This is a genomic window from Pristimantibacillus sp. PTI5 (assembly GCF_048572955.1).
Classification (GTDB): Bacteria; Bacillota; Bacilli; order Paenibacillales; family Paenibacillaceae; genus Pristimantibacillus.
On record NZ_CP183886.1, the window covers coordinates 3,436,012 to 3,452,803 of the forward strand.

General features: G+C 47.8%; 9 protein-coding genes. 6 read left to right on the top strand and 3 right to left on the bottom strand.

What is annotated here, in order from left to right; genetic code table 11:
• Window positions 1-13: 13 nt before the first annotated feature.
• Both ACN6MW_RS15555 and ACN6MW_RS15560 read right to left on the bottom strand, forming a co-directional pair.
• Complete coding sequence (locus ACN6MW_RS15555) at window positions 14-1,591, bottom strand: response regulator transcription factor (protein WP_419876143.1); 1,578 nt, start codon at window positions 1,589-1,591, stop codon at window positions 14-16.
• Window positions 1,584-3,407, bottom strand: a complete 1,824-nt coding sequence (locus ACN6MW_RS15560) for a cache domain-containing sensor histidine kinase (RefSeq protein WP_419876144.1) — start codon at window positions 3,405-3,407, stop codon at window positions 1,584-1,586. The genes ACN6MW_RS15555 and ACN6MW_RS15560 overlap by 8 nt, the downstream gene beginning before the upstream one ends.
• A gap of 585 nt (window positions 3,408-3,992) precedes the next feature.
• On the opposite strand from ACN6MW_RS15560, the gene ACN6MW_RS15565 reads away from it, so the two are divergent.
• The gene (locus ACN6MW_RS15565) at window positions 3,993-6,542 is read left to right on the top strand and encodes a glycoside hydrolase family 31 protein (protein ID WP_419876145.1); all 2,550 of its coding nucleotides are present in this window, start codon (window positions 3,993-3,995) and stop codon (window positions 6,540-6,542) included.
• 175 nt (window positions 6,543-6,717) lie between these two features.
• On the opposite strand, the gene ACN6MW_RS15570 is transcribed toward ACN6MW_RS15565, so the two are convergent.
• Window positions 6,718-7,143 (bottom strand): DUF4395 domain-containing protein, encoded by a 426-nt coding sequence (locus ACN6MW_RS15570; protein WP_419876146.1) that lies wholly within the window; start codon window positions 7,141-7,143, stop codon window positions 6,718-6,720.
• A gap of 200 nt (window positions 7,144-7,343) precedes the next feature.
• Between ACN6MW_RS15570 and ACN6MW_RS15575 the strand changes: the two genes are divergently transcribed.
• The 5 genes from ACN6MW_RS15575 to ACN6MW_RS15595 are packed head-to-tail and all read left to right on the top strand — an operon-like array spanning window position 7,344 to window position 16,504.
• Window positions 7,344-9,962, top strand: a complete 2,619-nt coding sequence (locus ACN6MW_RS15575; RefSeq protein ID WP_419876147.1) for an SLC13 family permease — start codon at window positions 7,344-7,346, stop codon at window positions 9,960-9,962.
• Window positions 9,963-9,989: 27 nt separating this feature from the next.
• Window positions 9,990-11,753 (top strand): CHASE2 domain-containing protein, encoded by a 1,764-nt coding sequence (locus tag ACN6MW_RS15580; RefSeq protein WP_419876148.1) that lies wholly within the window; start codon window positions 9,990-9,992, stop codon window positions 11,751-11,753.
• Window positions 11,750-14,149, top strand: a complete 2,400-nt coding sequence (locus ACN6MW_RS15585) for a FecR family protein (RefSeq protein WP_419876149.1) — start codon at window positions 11,750-11,752, stop codon at window positions 14,147-14,149. Before ACN6MW_RS15580 ends, ACN6MW_RS15585 begins: the two co-directional genes overlap by 4 nt.
• Before the next feature lie 27 nt (window positions 14,150-14,176).
• Window positions 14,177-15,643 (top strand): stalk domain-containing protein, encoded by a 1,467-nt coding sequence (locus tag ACN6MW_RS15590; RefSeq protein ID WP_419876150.1) that lies wholly within the window; start codon window positions 14,177-14,179, stop codon window positions 15,641-15,643.
• A gap of 39 nt (window positions 15,644-15,682) precedes the next feature.
• A complete protein-coding gene (locus ACN6MW_RS15595; RefSeq protein WP_419876151.1) occupies window positions 15,683-16,504 on the top strand; it encodes a class I SAM-dependent methyltransferase in 822 nt (273 codons plus the stop codon).
• The last annotated feature ends 288 nt before the right edge of the window (window positions 16,505-16,792 follow it).

Genomic DNA, 16,792 nt, shown 5'->3' on the forward strand with positions numbered 1-16,792 from the left:
AAATCCTCCTTTATTAACCAATTTTGAATTCTGGTGTTTGGTGCTTATCCCTGTATTCCATTGGAGTAATACCGGTCACCTTTTTGAACACCTTACTGAAATACTTTACGTCTTTGAAACCCGCAGCGAGCGCTACATCGTAAACTCTGCCATCATTGTGCGCCAATAGCTTCTTCGCTTCCCGAATCCGCAGCTCGATCAAATAATCGATAAAATTCCGATCGGTTTGTTTTTTGAATAAAAGACTGAAGTAGCTTTTGCTGAGATGAACGAAATCCGCCACACTCTGAAGAGTCAGGTTCTCGGTATAATGGGCTGCTATATATTCCAGCGCCTTCGTGATCAACTGTCCGCCATAGCCGTTATCGGTCAGCTTCGGTATAAAGGACTTTTCCATTTCCTCCAACTGACAAGCCAATATTGAAGCCAATTGCTCCAATGTCTCCGCCTGATTCAGCATTTCATAACGCTCAGCGAGCAGCGCTTCATCGTTTGTATGCAGCTTATTAACACCTGCAAGTAAGCTGTACGCCTCATGCTTGACTTGTTCCGGACTCAAGGCCCCCTCCTTCCAGCGTTCAAGCGCAAACTCAACTGCGAATGAAACCGGATCACCAGCACTAATCATTTCGAAAATAGGTGTCCAATCATAAGATGGATCTGCAACCGTATACGTATTTTCACGATTGTTCTGTAATTCGCTCATGCGATACAGACCGCCCAGCCCATCGAAAAATCGCCTCTGGCACGCCGAGCGGCTGTCAGCAAATCCCTTAAGAATGTTATGCACTCCTTGCTCTATCGCAAAGCCGGCTGAAGTTGAAATTTCCCATCTCGTCTCCAATAATTGCTTCCACTGACCGAGCCGCCGTTCAACTTCTCCATCATTATTAGGAAAGATAAGAAACAAGCTGTTTTCGGCCACCAGCAGTGCTGTTCCTTCCTCCACCAACTCATACAACTTTTCCTGCAATTCCTCCAGCATGAGCTGCACATACAGAAAGCCGTCATTTTCTCTCCATTCCTCCGCGGCATCCAGAATAAAATAGACGCAGACATAAGACATTTCCAGCCATGCTGGGACCCAAGCGGTTGACGAAGGCGAGGACTGCTCTTGCACGATCAATCTCTTAATCTCCTGTTCAACTATTTTTCTTTCCCTGTAGAGAGCTCCCTGTTGAAAATGATGCCGTTCGGAATCTTTCCTCCGTTCTTCCTCAAGCATGGAGATACACCGCCGAAGGACGGCAAGAAGATCATCCCGATTTAAGGTTAGCTTTAACAAATAATCGACAGCGCCCAGCTGAAGCCCTTCCTTTACATATTCAAAGTCGCTGTAGTTACTGATCAGAACCACTTTGATCCAAGGGTAACGTTCTATCGATTGCTTCATAAGTTGAATACCGTTAATCAAAGGCATTTTGATATCCGTAATAAGAATATCGACTGAGCCGCTTTCCAGAGAAGCTAGCGCTTCTGCACCGTTGGCGTAATGGTCTTCTACCGACAATCCTTCCTCTTCCCAATCGACAAAGGCACTAATTCCGTTTCGGATGACAGGCTCATCATCTACGATCATAACTCTATACATCGTATCCCCCCCCAATCTGCTCGTTGTTTGCGGTGGTTTGTACAAGTTTTTTTAACAAAATGCGTACTGTCGTTCCTTGCCCCGGCTCGCTTGTGATCGACCATTCCCAATTTCGTGCATAATAAAGACGCAGTGTGTCATAAATATGGCGCAGACCGATCCCGATTTCCCCTTTTGCGATAGCAGCATCTGGATCATTCAATTCCTTCAGCTTTTCATCCCCGATGCCTAGACCGTCATCATTTACGAGAAATTCCAAAACTCCATCACGGCTGCGGATGCTAATCGAAATGGTACCGTCCGTATTTTTCGGAACGATCCCGTGGAAAATCGCGTTTTCCACCATAGGCTGCAGCAGCATGCGGGGGATGATGATCTTCTCTGTGCCCGCTTGAACGTCTAGCTCCAAATGGAATGTTTTTTCGTAGCGAATTTCAAGAATGACCAGGTACTTTCGAACAATTTCCAGCTCCTCTTCCACCGATATCATGTTCCCACTTTTAGACATATTAGCCTCCAAAAGATGGTTCAGCGCCGACAAAACATCCGAAGCGCGATCATTCTGATTCGATTGAATAAGCCACCGCAGCGTGCTAAGCGTGTTATAGAGAAAGTGTGGATGAACCCGGTGAATGACAGCCCGAAGCTCAGCATGATACTTCTCGCTTTGCTCATTTTCCACCTGCTGCATCAGATGCTCGATTTCGTGAAGCATTTTGTTAAAATGCTTGCTCAAAAAGCCGATTTCATCGGAGGAACGAATATCTGTCCTTACTTTTAGGTCTCCTTTTTGAACGAGCAGCATGCTGCGGGTAAGCTGTTGGACAGGCCTCGTCACCCCTCTGGCAATAAAAAAACCAATGCCAATGGCAAGCAATGAGAAAACGGCGGAAGACACCAATATCCAGTTCTGAAGACTGTTCAACTGACCGCTGATTTCATGGACCGGAACTGTCCCTACAATCATCCAGCCGTTACTAAGAAGCTGCTTAACCCCGTAATAGGTTGTTCCATTCACGTCAAATTCAAATTCCATCGCGTCATCACCCACAATCTGGCTGTACAACCCGGGATTGTCTACGACCTTGTTGACCGCACTGAGATCAGAATCGATCATGATCTTTCCTTCGGAGTCCACAACAAAAAACTTACCCGTCCTCCCGAGTTTCAACTGTTCAATCGTGCCCAGAATGGAGCGCCCGTCCAACTGAACCTGAACCATCCCTATGTTATTCAAATTGTTTATATCCTTCAGGACTCTTCCTACAGGCAGAACCAAGTCCGTATTGACGCCTCCGCCGCTGAAACGGTCATACTGGAGCCCCTGCCAAACCAATTCTCCGTTTTTTCGTTTGGCTTCCTTCACCCATTCCTGATCGGAAAGCTGTATATCCTTAAGTTTGGACTCTGAAAAAGTGCCGCTGCCCCAGCCTCTTCCATTCTCTTTCAGCACATAAACGATTTTGACGAAGGAGTTGGAATAGACAATGTTGTTCAGCAGCGTATTAATTGATCGGGAATCCAAGCTTTCCTTGTACGAAGGCTTGCTATTTGCGTGTAAAGCAACGCTCTGAATGTTCAGATCACTGGAAATAAAATCGGAGGTGTCGATTCCAACATTAAAAATGAAAGATAGCGATTCCGCCGTTTGTTTAGCCATTTGAACGCTGGACTCCCTAACATTTTTCTTGAGGATGGAGTCGGACACCCAGTAGAATGACAAGCTTGTAAATATAGTAGGAATTAATATGACGAGCAGCAGCACTAGTATGATTTTGGCGGTAAAGCGGTTTGATAACCGGAATATTCGTACCATTGCGACTCTCCTAATTCGTTTCTTATCCAAATAGTGTACAAGATGAGATAGACTATACCAATGTCATTTATAGGTAAATCCTTGCTTTATGCCTGTGTCAAACGCTAAAGTGTATTATTTTAACGTAAGAGAATAATATATTACACCCTGCATTAATTTATAAAATTTGGAAAAATAAAATGCTCTGAAGTAAAAAACAATCAATATTTCGAAAAACTGCGGGATAGAGTGTCCAATATTACGATATGGATTTAAAAAAAAGGTTGACCCTATCAAGTTAAAGAGATCAAAGTTGATAGTCCCTGATTCAATAGAACTATGAGGATTTGGATTTAATCCATTATTTTAGCAAAAATGGCTTCTCTCAGCCATTGTGGGCGGAAAAGCAAAAACAAGCCTAAATTAAGATCCGTCGCTATTTTAGCTCTATTTGCAGATCTGTTTTGCAAGCCTTTCCCTCTATATTTGTGGCCTATCAAGCTATCTCATAGGAGGCATTGCCCATTGTTCATGCTGCTTTTAGTTGCTAACTTTGTAGTGGGCACCGCAGTTTATGAATTTAATCGGAGTGGGAGAGAGAAAGGTATGAGAAAAAAAATGAAGTCCATGAGCAAGTCGAAAAAATTGGCGCAAGCCATCCTGTGTTTAAGTTTGCTGACGGGAACTGCAGCGGGCGTGTTTCCAACCGACGTTGCTTTTGCCGAAACGCAGCCTGAAGCAGACACCCCGTTAAACAAGCAAAATCTGAAGTCATTATCCGTATCATCATTAGAAAGACTGGAAAATGGAGTAAAGTTGGATTTAGGCGATTACCAAGGCATTATTCGCCTCTTTTCTGACGACATGGCGAAAATCTCCGTTTTGAAAAAAGGTGAAGACGAATTTGTCTCCCCCGGAATTGCAAAGAAAAATTGGAAGACCCCTCGCTTTAAAACAAGTGAGACGAATACCGAGTTCACGCTAACTACTGACGAAATGACAGTCAAAGTTAATAAACGTCCGTTTGGAATTAAATTTTTGGACAAGCAGGGCAATGTCATCAACGAAGATGCAGCACAAGGCGTAGGCTATGAAGACGGAAAGCCGTATGTTTTCAAGAAAACCGACAAGGAAGAAAACTTCTATGGATTCGGCGAGCAGTCCGGCGGGCTGAACAAACGCGGAAAAAGCCTTGGCATGTGGAATACAGACGCTTATTCCTACAATAAAGATACAAAATATTTGTATACGTCCATTCCTTTTTTCCTCGGATTAAAAAATAAAAAAGCATACGGCATTTTCTTTGACAATACGAATCGCTCTTACTATGAAATGGCAAGTGAAAACGACGACTATTATTACTTCTATGCCAACGGCGGTAAACTTACGTATTACTTTATCAACGGTCCGGAAATCGGAGATGTTATCGATAAATATACGGAGCTTACGGGAAAATCGGAAACGCCTCCGATGTGGTCGCTAGGCTTCCATCAAAGTAAATGGGGATATACGCCCGAAGAGCTGGTCAATGTTGCGAATACTTACCGTGAGAAACAAATCCCGCTGGATACGATGCATTTAGACATCGACTACATGGATGGCTACAGAGTATTCACGTGGAACGAGCAATACAAACAAGCGCTCAAAACATTAAAGGGACAAGGCTTCCACGCGATTACAATCAATGACCCGGCTGTCAAACAGGATGACAACTATCGTATATATCAAGAAGGAGTAAAACGTGATTTCTGGGCAAAAAATCCTGACGGCTCCACTTTCATCGGTGATGTATGGCCGGGTGCTTCCGCCTTCCCGAATTTCTTGAAGAAGGATGTGCGTGAATGGTGGGCCGACAGTCTCGGTACTTTGCTAAATGAAGGGGTTGACGGCATTTGGAATGACATGAATGAACCTGCTGTATTTAACGGCCCCTTCCATACGATGCCGCTTGACGTCGTGTTTGAAGGTGATAACGGAGAGAAGAAACTGCATACGGAATACCACAATCTGTATGGACACGATGAGGCCGAAGCAACTTATCAAGCATTTGCGAAGCATAAACCGAATACAAGACCGTTTGTATTAACACGGGATATGTATGCTGGAACTCAGCGCTATGCGGCACTTTGGACCGGGGATAACGTAAGTAATTGGGAGCATTTGCAAATGTCGATTCCGATGAACGCCAATGTCGGTTTGTCCGGAGTTCCGTTTGTCGGAAATGATATCGGCGGCTTTGCAAAATCGCCTGGCAATGTTCCGACCCCCGAATTGTTTGCGAGATGGATCGAGGTCGGCGCCTTCCTGCCGTTTGCCCGCGACCATTACGATAACAGCGCGAAGTCCGGTCTCGGAAGCGGACAAGAGCCATGGCAATTCGGGGAAGAAGTTGAGGATATTAGCCGGAAGTACATTTCGATGCGTTATGAGCTGATGCCTTACTTATACAATCAATTTAAGAAATCGGCCGATAATGGACAACCGGTTCAACAACCGCTTGTTTACCAATTCCAAAACGATGTGAAAACATACAATATCGAGGACCAATTCATGTTCGGCGATTCGTTGATGCTTGCTCCTGTAGTACAACAAGGCCAAACGAGCCGTCAAGTGTACCTGCCGGCTGGCAACGACTGGATAGATTATTGGACAGGAAAAGAGTTTGGCGGCAATCAAACGATAACCGTAAATGCCGATCTTGCCATGCTGCCGATCTTCGTGAAAGCAGATTCAATCATCCCTCATCAGGAAGTCGAACAGCATACGGATGAGAAGAAGCTGGAAAACTTGATTCTCGACTCTTACTTGAATAAAAAAGCAAGCTACAGCTTTTACGAGGACGATGCAAAAACATTGGATTACAAACAGGGCGAGTTCAATGTTACCGAATTTCATTTAGAAAATAAAGGAAACCATATCACGTTTGAGCAAGACAAAAAAACTCAAAACTATCAATCTGACATTAAGTCCTACACGCTTAAGCTGCATAATGCCGAAGAGCCGAAAAAAGTAAAATCCTCTAAAAACAATTATGATAAAGTTGGCAGCGCCGAGGAACTGAACAAACAAGAAAGAGGCTATTATTTCGATTCGGGTGAGAAAGTTCTATATGTCAAAATCCCTGTAAACGAAAGCCATAAGGTCACGATTCAATAATACAAAAAAACGGGTTGAGGTCTCTTAGGCTTCAACCCGTTTTGTTACAAGAAAGAGATCAAGTATTAGCAGATATAGTGTAACTGAATTAAACGATATTTGGTTATAGCTTAAGGACTCTGAAGCTGTTCAATGCGCAGCGAATAAACGGTTTACCGGAGAAGCAGGAAAAGCGTCAGCCTTTTTTAAAGCGGCGGCGAGCGCGAAATTGATTGAATTGAAAATAGATGGTGCAGCCAATACAATAGCCGAGGATGGCGCCAAGAGCAGCAGCGCCCATCATGCCTGCGAATATATAGCCCACTGTAGCCCAGCCGAGTGCAAAGCTAAGCAACGACAAGGTGAGAAAGCCTACGCCGAGGGAGTTGTTAAAGCGCTGCAGCTCGGCTGCTTCCGTTTGCGCGGAAGGGAGCAAACGCGTAAGAAAAGGACGGGCAGCGAGAATGAATAGATTTGCTTTTGGACCAAAGACCAATCCGACGGTTTGAATAATGAACAACGCCGCGATGAGCCAGGGCAGCTGCAGGCTTAATGCAAGGAGGAGAACGATAACGATACCCGTCTGATTGCTGCGAACGTAAGGAATCGGAATTTCCTTCATGTTAAAAACCTACTTTCCTTATTGGACTTGTTAATTTAATAGTAGAGAATGATAGTGCAATTAGCAATATTGAAATCATTCTGCCCGAAAAAAATATTTTTAGATAGCTTTCGACAAGTATCCATTATTTTCATGTTTCATATATAATAGAACCTATGAAACTAAAGAACTAGTTTAAGTGATAAGAGGTAGATTAACAGGTGAAGCTGACTGGTATCGATATGTTTAAAGGACTATCCAATATGGAGCTGGCCAAGCTCCTCGGCATGCTGGAAAAGCAGGCGTTCGCTGCGGGAACGAGGCTGTTTCGGCAGGGTGATCCCGGCGATCAAATGTTTATTATAGAGCATGGTACGATTGAGCTATTTTCGAGCGCTGACGATCAAGTCAGACGCTCTCTTGCTGTTTTGGGAGCGGGTGAGGTTGTTGGAGAAATGGCCCTGCTTACCGGCGAGACAAGGTCCGCGGAGGCCGTTGCGGCTGAAGATTGCGTGCTTTATGTAATTGACAGTAAAATGTTTGACCGGCTGGTTGCGGAAAATACCATATTCTCCGCTTATTTTATTAAGCTGCTTTCACAGCGCTTAATTGCCACGAACGGCAGGCTTCAAGCCGCGAAGAAGACGGAGTCCGAGCGTATCGTCTCCGAGCTTGGACAATTGCGCGAACGGACCACGCGGTTTTTGCTCTGGTGCGCCCATGTTCCTCTAGTGAGCAAAGAGCTCGCTGAACATACCTTTCACTTTTCGTTAGAGAATGAATTCGCCGAAAACCCCTTCCTTCAGCAATGCTTTCAAGATAACCCCATGACATCGGAATGGCTGACCCTCGCAAGCGGGCTGAAGCCTGTGTTAAACGATATAAGCAAGGAACGTTACGGATATGAGGAAATGACCGCTTGGGTAGACAAGGCAATTTCCTGGTATGTGGCAAGAGAAAATTGGGTTGCGTTCATTATTGTTCAAGGCGATAAGGGCAATTGGCCGGTTGCGCTCGATACTTATGCCCGCGTAGGCGGCAAGGCGACGGACCATCAGCGCGCGGAGCTGTTTCGTCTGATCAATCGCTGCCCGAGAGAACTGCTTGCCGTTAATTACCCCGTCCTGAAGATTTATATTCCATATTGCGAGAAAAATGCGCCCGAAATAGGCTTGTCCGTCGTAGAGGAAGCGTTAAGCTATGGCTCTGCATTTCAGCCACAAGACCTTTTGTTTTTGTATGAGCGCGCCACAGAGCTGTGCAGGCTCGCGGGCAAAAAAAATCAAGCGCTTGAGTATTTAAGGCTTGCCGATGCTTTGGCAAGCACGCTGACGGCTGTCAAGGACGAAGCTTTAAATACGGACCGCGCTTATGGACTGGCGAAGCAGAAGCTGGCTAGAAAACGGAGCGAGCTGCTCGTGCAGGGCGCCGGCCGTTTATTAAAAGGAAACCGCACGGCAGAGTCGGCAGCTGTTATTGCGGCGCTGCTTTGCATCGTCCTTTCTTTTGTGCTCAACCCGATTGGCGGTTTGTCGGAAGCGGGCATGCGGTTTATCGGAATCGCTCTGGCCGCGGTCATCATGTGGATCGTGCCGGTCATTCCGGATTATGTGGTGGCGCTAGGCATGTTGATGTTATGGGTGCTCGGCGGGGTTGCTGCGCCGGAGACAGCCATGTCGGGCTTCGCCTCCAGCTCATGGTTATTTATGATTTTTATCATGGCCATAAGCGCTGTTATAACAAAATCAGGCATCTCATACCGATTTGCCTTACACGCGCTCAAGAGATTTCCAGCCCATTACCGTGGACAGCTTTGGGGAATTGTCGCAGGGGGCTTGCTGCTGAACCCAATGCTTCCTTCCTCCTCAGCCAAGGTTTCACTGGGCGTTCCCATGGCGCAGACGCTGGCCGAGTCGCTTGGCTACGATGAGAAAAGCAAGGGAGCCTCGGGACTCGGGCTTGTCGCTATGATTTTCTTTGGCTTCACGGCGCCTTTTGTAATGACGGGCTCTTATACGAACGTTATGGCGCTGGGGCTTGCAATGAACGGCAAAACGGTTTCCTGGCTGCAATGGTTTTTGTACGCGCTGCCGGCATTCGTTATCTTCGGCGGGGTACTGCTGGCTGTTTTGCTCTATATGTCCCGCAGGATCGAGCCTGCCAAAAGGGTAACCGGAGAGGTACTGAATGAACAGCTTCGGCTCCTGGGCCCGCTTACGAAGGATGAACGGGTATCCTTGTGGACGACGATTGGCTGCATCGGGCTTATGGTGCTTCAGCCCCTGCATGGCATCGACAGCACATGGATAATGCTGCTCGGCTTTGCTGTATTCGTCGTTAGCGGCGTGCTGGACAAGCAGACGATTTCCACCGGAATCGATTGGACGTTTCTGCTCTTTCTGGGGGCGGCGTTCAGCTTTGCGGGCGTAGCCGGTCAACTGGGCATCGCCGAGCTGCTGTCAGCCTTTCTCGGCGAGCATATGTCCGTTTTTGTTGAATCGCCAGCGTTGTTTTTGGCAGCGGTTATCGCGGTTTCTTTCATCGTTACGCTTGTCATCCGGGATGATCCGGCCGTTATTTTGCTCGTGACCGCGATTGTTCCCTTAGGGGAAACCATCGGCATTCATCCATGGGTGCTTGTATTTATTATTTTGCTTGCGACCGATCCTTTTTTCTTTACTTATCAATCCCCGACCTACTTAACCGCCTATTACAGCACGGAGGGAAAATCTTTTTCGCATCGGCAAGCCCAGAAGGTTGCCCTATGGTATGGGCTGGCTGTATTGCTCGCGGCCGTTTTATGCGTGCCTTATTGGAAGTGGCTTCATCTTATTTCTTAGCAGCGAGGGCAGCAGAAGGGGATTCTTATGAAAATAAAGCTGATACATATTATCGCGTTATTAACGGCGCTGTCTGTTTTCTTTATGTACCGCGGCACGCTGGACACCATGGATTATTTTTTCCAAGACCGCTTCATGCAGAAGGAAGGCAATGTGGATACCCGAATCGCAATAATCGCAATCGATGATGAAAGCGTAAGCGAGTACGGGAGCTGGCCGTGGAACCGCAGCGTACACGCTCAGCTTATTGATACGCTTGCCGAGGGGGAGCCTGCGGTTATTGCATTCGACGTCACCTTTCCGGCTCCCTCGGCGGACGATGCCTCATCGGATGAAGCGTTAATTGCTGCTGTAGGGAATGCGGGCAATGTAGTTATGCCCGTCTACGGCACGTTTGCTTCTTCGGCTAAAGAGGGAGCGATCGAAGCGATTGAAATGTCAGAGCCCTTTCCGGCGCTGAAGGAAGCTGCGGCTGCGGTCGGGCATATCAATACGATCCCTGACCGGGACCGCGTCGTGCGCAGCTCGCTGTACAGCTTTATGAACAAAGAGGAGCAGGTAGAGAGCTTCTCTTGGGTCATCTACCGCCTGTTTCAGGAGCGGATGGGCGGGACGGCAAACGCGGACATGCTTCCGCTGGATGCTTTTGGCCAGTTCCATATCCCCTATACGGGACGGCCGGGGCAGTATGAATCCATTCCGTATTCGGCGGTGCTGAACGGCGACGTGCCTGCGGATTATTTTAAGGACCGCATCGTATTAATTGGTCCTTATGCAACGGGGTTTAAGGATGATTATTTGACGCCGCTTCAGGTAAAAAGCCCGATGTACGGGGTTGAAATACACGCGAACATCATACAAGCGCTGCTGGATAAGAATCTGAAGGACGGGCTCGACTGGAAGTGGAACGCGTTGATTCTGCTTTTTGCGGCGGCGCTTGCCTTCTTCCTGTTCCGAAAGTGGAATATGGCGGTTTCCTTTTTGGCCATTGCTTTAATGATTGCGGCATTCGTACTGGGAGCTAGCTATTTATACGGGCAAGGAGTCATCATCTCGGTCGGTTATGTGGTTCCGCTGCTTATCCTCAGCTGCATTGTCGTCGTTGGGTTTCATTATGTGGAAGAGCTATTCGAACGCCGCCGCGTAACCGATATATTCGGTAGATATGTCGCGCCGGAGGTCGTTAACCAAATACTGAAAAACGGCGAGGATGGCTTAAAGCTTGGCGGCACGCGCCGGGAGCTGACGGTATTGTTTGTCGATATCCGCGGCTTTACGCCGCTCTCGGAGAAGGCAGAGCCGGAGGAAATCGTAGAAATATTAAATGAGTATCTCGATTTGGCCGCTAACTGCATCTTTAAATTTAACGGCACGCTAGATAAGTTTATTGGAGATGCGGCAATGGCGATCTTTAACGCGCCGCTGCTGCTGGAGGATCATCCGATGCGCGCGGTGGAAGCAGCGTGGGCGATGAAGGAAGGCGCGGCTGCGCTGGAACGCAAGCTGATTGAAAGATTTGGCTTTGGCGTTAAGTTTGGCCTCGGCATTCATACCGGCCCCGCCGTCTTTGGAAATATCGGGTCGAAAAGCAGAATGGACTACACGGCCATCGGCGACACCGTGAATACGGCAGCAAGGCTGGAGAGCAATGCAAAGCCCGGCCAGATTATTTTGAGCGATGCGGTGTACCGGGCGGTTAAGGATCGGATTAAGGCGAATTCGCTTGGCGAAATCAAGGTTAAGGGCAAGGAGCAAGGCATTTCAATCTATGAATTGGAGGGTTTACGATGAAAACGTTAAAGCTATTATTCCTTTCTTTGCTCGTGCTGGCGATCGTTATGCCAACGTCGGTCTTTGCGAAGGACACGGATAAGGCAGGCAAAGTAACGACGGTTGCCGGCAAGGCCGAGGTGAAAAAGGGCGGCGGATCCAAAAAATTCAATGCTTTTAAGGGAATGGCCATTACGCAGGGCGATACGATTATAACCGGCAGCGACGGTAAAATCACGATGGACCTGGACAGCGATAAACAGGTGACGATTGGAACGAATACAACGCTTATAATCAGCGAGCTGGTCCAAAGCGCAAAGGCGCTTGGCGGCAAAACAAGCCTTAGCCTGCTGAAGGGTAAGGTGCTTATCACGATCAAGAAGAAGCTGGAGGGAGATTCGAGATTCGAAATTGAGACTCCGACCGCGATTATGGGCGTCATGGGAACGGAATTTACCGTTGAATACGAGGATGACGTGAGCTATGTCGGCGTTTTCGAGGGAGCGGTAAAGACAAAGCATGGCGAAAAGCTTGCGGATGAAACGGTTGTTAGGCCAAATGAGCAGATGGGCTTGGACGAGGAAGGTGCAGGAAATAAAGAAAAGCTGGATTACCTCGATCTTCCGCTGGTCGGCCTGGAGCATTACCTTGCATTGCTGCAGAAGGATGCGAAGGCGGACAAAGCATTAATAGAGAAGGTTAAGCAGCAGATCGCAGCTAAAAAACAAGAGGAAGCGGCCGAGGCGGCAAATGATAACGGAAGCACGCCGGCTAATACCAACATTGTTTATGAGGACGGTACGGGAACATCCGGCGGGAACGGGAGCGTAGCTGTGCCGACGCCAACAGTGACGCCGACACCGACACCGACGGCATCGCCGAGCGTGACAGAGGCACCAACGCCGACGCCAACGGCAACCACGCCAGTAGAGACAGAGGCACCGTCGCCAACGGCAACAACTCCAACGCCTGTGCCGCCTGTATTGGATGTAAATGCTTTGTATAATAACCTTCAAAAGTACATGATTGACGCTAAAACGTTTACTTTACCGTTTACGGCCTCGATTGCTTACAATGGTGTGAATATTGCATTCCCGTCGGATGGTTCGCAGGTTGTGAAATTTGAGATCTATAACACTGAAACGCACCAATTCGAGTCAGATCATATCGGATTATCCGTAAGCGTTGATACTGACAACGATCATCTTTTGGTCATAAAACGTGCTGAAGCCGTACCATACAACGCGAAAATTCTGCTTACGGTTCTCGGCGGCACCATAAAAAATGCGGAAACAAACGATATTCAAACCGAAGATCAGATCACGGTAGACGCGGAGATTGGCCCAGGCTTCGTATTTAAATTTGAAAATGAAAGCTACTCCTCCGAGTATAATCATGTAGAGCCAACGGAAGATGGAGAAGGAATGGTTGTAATAGAGCTCCCGACGCTTGGTTATCAATTTAACGACATTGCGATAAGCAGAGTGTGCCCGGAAGAGGAAGGTGAGGGGCAAGAATCCCCGCCGTGTTACACAGACCTTGATGATGAATTGAGCGACTATGTGACTGTAGATGAATTGTTGAAAAGTGTTACCATTACACTGAATATATCAAAATTCCAAGCCCTTGATCCGGGAATGTATCAAGTAAGAGTTAATTTTCGAGATGCAAGCGACAACTTATATCCTGTTGATTTCAATATTAATATAAAGGGAAAACAGCCCCCAGAAGCCGATATGTTTAACGCCTATATGAAGGATGATTATTCAATCATCCTGCCATTTACGACTGACCTAGCAGGGTCTATTGCTAACTCGGATATCAGCGTTATCACCCTACCAGACCTATTTTTGGAATCTCCATTTCAAGAAGAGGGCTATGAGCAGGAGGTTGAAGATTTAGAAGTCGAGAGCGTCATGATTAATCCGAGTGACGCGGCACAGCTTATTGTGACGCTGCAAGATCCAGTAGAATACGGTTCGTGGCTGGGAGTAACCATAGCTCCAAATGTTTTAAGGAATGCAGAAACCGGGGATGTTCAGAATAATGTGCAGGATTTCTTTTTCGAACATAAGTTTACTTTATCGGCAAATGAAGTTGAATTTATGCACGGCAATGGCAGCTTTCCCGACCAAGAGATTATAATAAATACTTTTGGACATGAACTGGGGCAATTCCAGCTTACTATGAATTGCATTGGGGATAACTGCGGGGGCTTTGAGCCTCCTTCGGATTTAGGAGAGGTCTATGCACTGGCAGAAGAAAATGATTTGATAAAATTGACGCTCAAGGGTTCTTATTTTAGCAGTGAATATGTTAATCCAGGTTGGTATGAACTTACGATTCCGATTTTAAGAGATGACGAGCAAATCGATGAAATTCGCATTTCGATTGCTGTGAATTTCCCATTAGTTTAAGCATGCGAAAATGAAAGGAGCAATCATATGAAAAACCGAATTCGTTTACTGGCGGCAGGAACTGTCCTTGTCACTGCGTTAGTTGCGCTCAACGCAAGCGCTTTTGCAGCGGCTGGACAGCCGGTCTCGACAATGGAGAACGCAGGCAATGCCGCAGTATCCAAAATCATTGAAAAGATCAGCCAGCCCTGGGGGCTGGCTGCGGCGCAGGATGGCGGCTTGATCATGGTGGCCGCGGGCAGCAATCAGATTAGCAAGTGGCAGAACGGCAGGCTTTCGGCCGTGACGTCCCAGGCTGCGGCCGGCTATTATGACGGGACGACGGTTAGCTCTACCTTTAACCACCCATCATACGCGGCAATAAACAGCAAGGGCGTCATCTATGTAAGCGACACGGAAAATCACGTGGTACGCAGAATTACAAAGGATAGAGTGTATACAGCCGCGGGGAACGGCCAAGCGGGCAATAAAAACGGGAAATTCGGCGAAGCGCAGTTTAATGCGCCGGCAGGCTTGGCCATCGACGCTAAGGATAATGTCTATGTTGCCGATTCTTTAAATCATGTCATTCGGGTCATTTCTCCGGAAGGCGTTACAACCACCTTTGCTGGAACGGCTGTCGAAACGGGCGGCTACAAGGATGGCAGCGCGGCTGAAGCGAAATTCAATGAGCCGATGGGGCTCGCGTTTGATGAGAAGGGCGGTCTGTATGTAGCGGACAGCGGCAATCATTTGATCCGTTATATTCTGGACGGCAAGGTAACAACGGCAGCAGGGAAACCGACGGCAGCCGACCCGCTGACCGGCTATATGACAGGCGGCTATGTCAACGGCGCAAGCGGTGAAGCGCGGTTTAACCGTCCTCGCGGGCTTGCTTATACGGATGGCGTTTTGTTTATTGCGGACAGCCTGAATAACCGGGTCCGGGCTTTGCAAGGGGGCGGAAAGGTCATTTCCATAGCGGGCCAGAGTGCGCCGGGCGACACGGTTGGAGCTGTAGAATCGGCACAGTTTAACCAGCCTTCCTCCTTACTATATGTATCCGGAAAGCTTTATGTTGCGGATACGCTGAACGACAGCGTGAAGATGCTGGAGGTTCATCCCAAAGCGCTTAAGCCTGTCCTTACCAAAGAGGAGTTAATCGCGGGTACTGAGCTGCAGCCGGCAGGCAAGGACGTTCAGGTCTGGCTGGAAGGCAAACCGGTTAAGTTTGCGGCTGCGCAGAAGCCTTTTAAGAAAGGCGGCAAGACCTATCTCCCGGTTAGAGCCTTATTCGCGGCTTGGGGTGCGGAAATTAAATGGAATGCGGCGGCAAGGGAAGCGCAATTGGCCAAGCAAGACTGGAAGCTTACGCTAAAAGTAAATGCCAAGCGCACGGTTATCCTTGAAAAAGGCGCGCTGTACGCCGAAGCGGATTATTTGGCTGACGCAGCTTCATTTATCCTTGCGCAGGATACCGAATTTAATGCTATCATTATGAGCAGTGGGCAATAATAAGCCTAACTCCTTTTAGTTGAAACGGGGGGCTGTGCAATGACTACAGGAAGCCATTCGCAAAACAACGTAGATCGTTTCTCCGGATTTGAAAATGATTATGATCAGCATCGGCCTAAGGCACCGAAAGCAGTTATCGATATTTTAACAGGCTACCTCGGCCGGAAACCCGATGCGGTGGCTGATGTCGGCTGCGGCACAGGCTTGTCCTCCTTTGTATGGCTTGGACATGCCGGGCGAATTATTGGTTTTGAGCCCAATGACGATATGAGGAGCAAGGCGGTTTCCCATTTATCGGAGTTAACCAATGTGGAGCCTATTTCTTTCGTCAAAGGCTACTCGGATAAGCTGGCTTTGGAACCGGAGAGCGTCGATGTGGTTACCTGCTCGCAATCCTTCCATTGGATGGAGCCGGTCAGCACGCTTCGCGAGTTTGCGCGGGTTCTAAAGCCCGAAGGCCTATTTGCAGCCTATGATTGCGACTGGCCTCCTACGCTGCATTGGTCGGTTGAAGCGGAATACAAACGGCTCATCGACCGTTCCGAGGAAATTATCGGGAAATACATCGCGCAGAAGGACCGGGCAAGCAAACGCGACAAGGAGCAGCATTTAGCCCATATCGCGGGCAGCGGATTGTTCCGCTTTTCGAAGGAAATCGTATTTCATAATATAGAGGCTTGCGATGCGCAGCGCTATATTGGCCTGGCGCTCAGCCAAGGCGGCGTTCAAACGGTATTTAAGCTGGGCTCGACCGGCCTTGAGGAGCAGCTGCGGCAGTTCCGGAGCTGCGTGGAAAATTATTTCGCAGGCAGAACGTTGGATATTAGGTTCAGCTACCGGATGAGAATCGGCGTGAAATAAATCCTTTTTTAATGAAAAGCCGGCTATAAAACAAATAAGCAAGCTGTTAACGCCTTGAAGGCAATGACAGCTTGCTTATTTTTTGTTTCTTTTGGGGGAGAGGGGGGACTATGGCTTAGTGAATATTCCGCTCTTCAACATAAACAATCGATTTTGCGTAAAGGATTTCATGGCCAACCTCCGTGCTTAATAAGTGATAACGGTTTCAAGCGCAACTGCTTCTATTGTTTAAGAAATAGGTAGACGGCAAAACCGATGGCTGCGGCGACTAAACCGATCGCTGCCGTG

Coding starts and splice junctions, on each gene's coding strand:
- ACN6MW_RS15555 (WP_419876143.1), bottom strand. CDS start 1,591: ATGTATAGAGTTATGATCGTAGATGATGAGCCTGTCATCCGAAACGGA.
- ACN6MW_RS15560 (WP_419876144.1), bottom strand. CDS start 3,407: ATGGTACGAATATTCCGGTTATCAAACCGCTTTACCGCCAAAATCATA.
- ACN6MW_RS15565 (WP_419876145.1), top strand. CDS start 3,993: ATGAGAAAAAAAATGAAGTCCATGAGCAAGTCGAAAAAATTGGCGCAA.
- ACN6MW_RS15570 (WP_419876146.1), bottom strand. CDS start 7,143: ATGAAGGAAATTCCGATTCCTTACGTTCGCAGCAATCAGACGGGTATC.
- ACN6MW_RS15580 (WP_419876148.1), top strand. CDS start 9,990: ATGAAAATAAAGCTGATACATATTATCGCGTTATTAACGGCGCTGTCT.
- ACN6MW_RS15585 (WP_419876149.1), top strand. CDS start 11,750: ATGAAAACGTTAAAGCTATTATTCCTTTCTTTGCTCGTGCTGGCGATC.
- ACN6MW_RS15590 (WP_419876150.1), top strand. CDS start 14,177: ATGAAAAACCGAATTCGTTTACTGGCGGCAGGAACTGTCCTTGTCACT.
- ACN6MW_RS15595 (WP_419876151.1), top strand. CDS start 15,683: ATGACTACAGGAAGCCATTCGCAAAACAACGTAGATCGTTTCTCCGGA.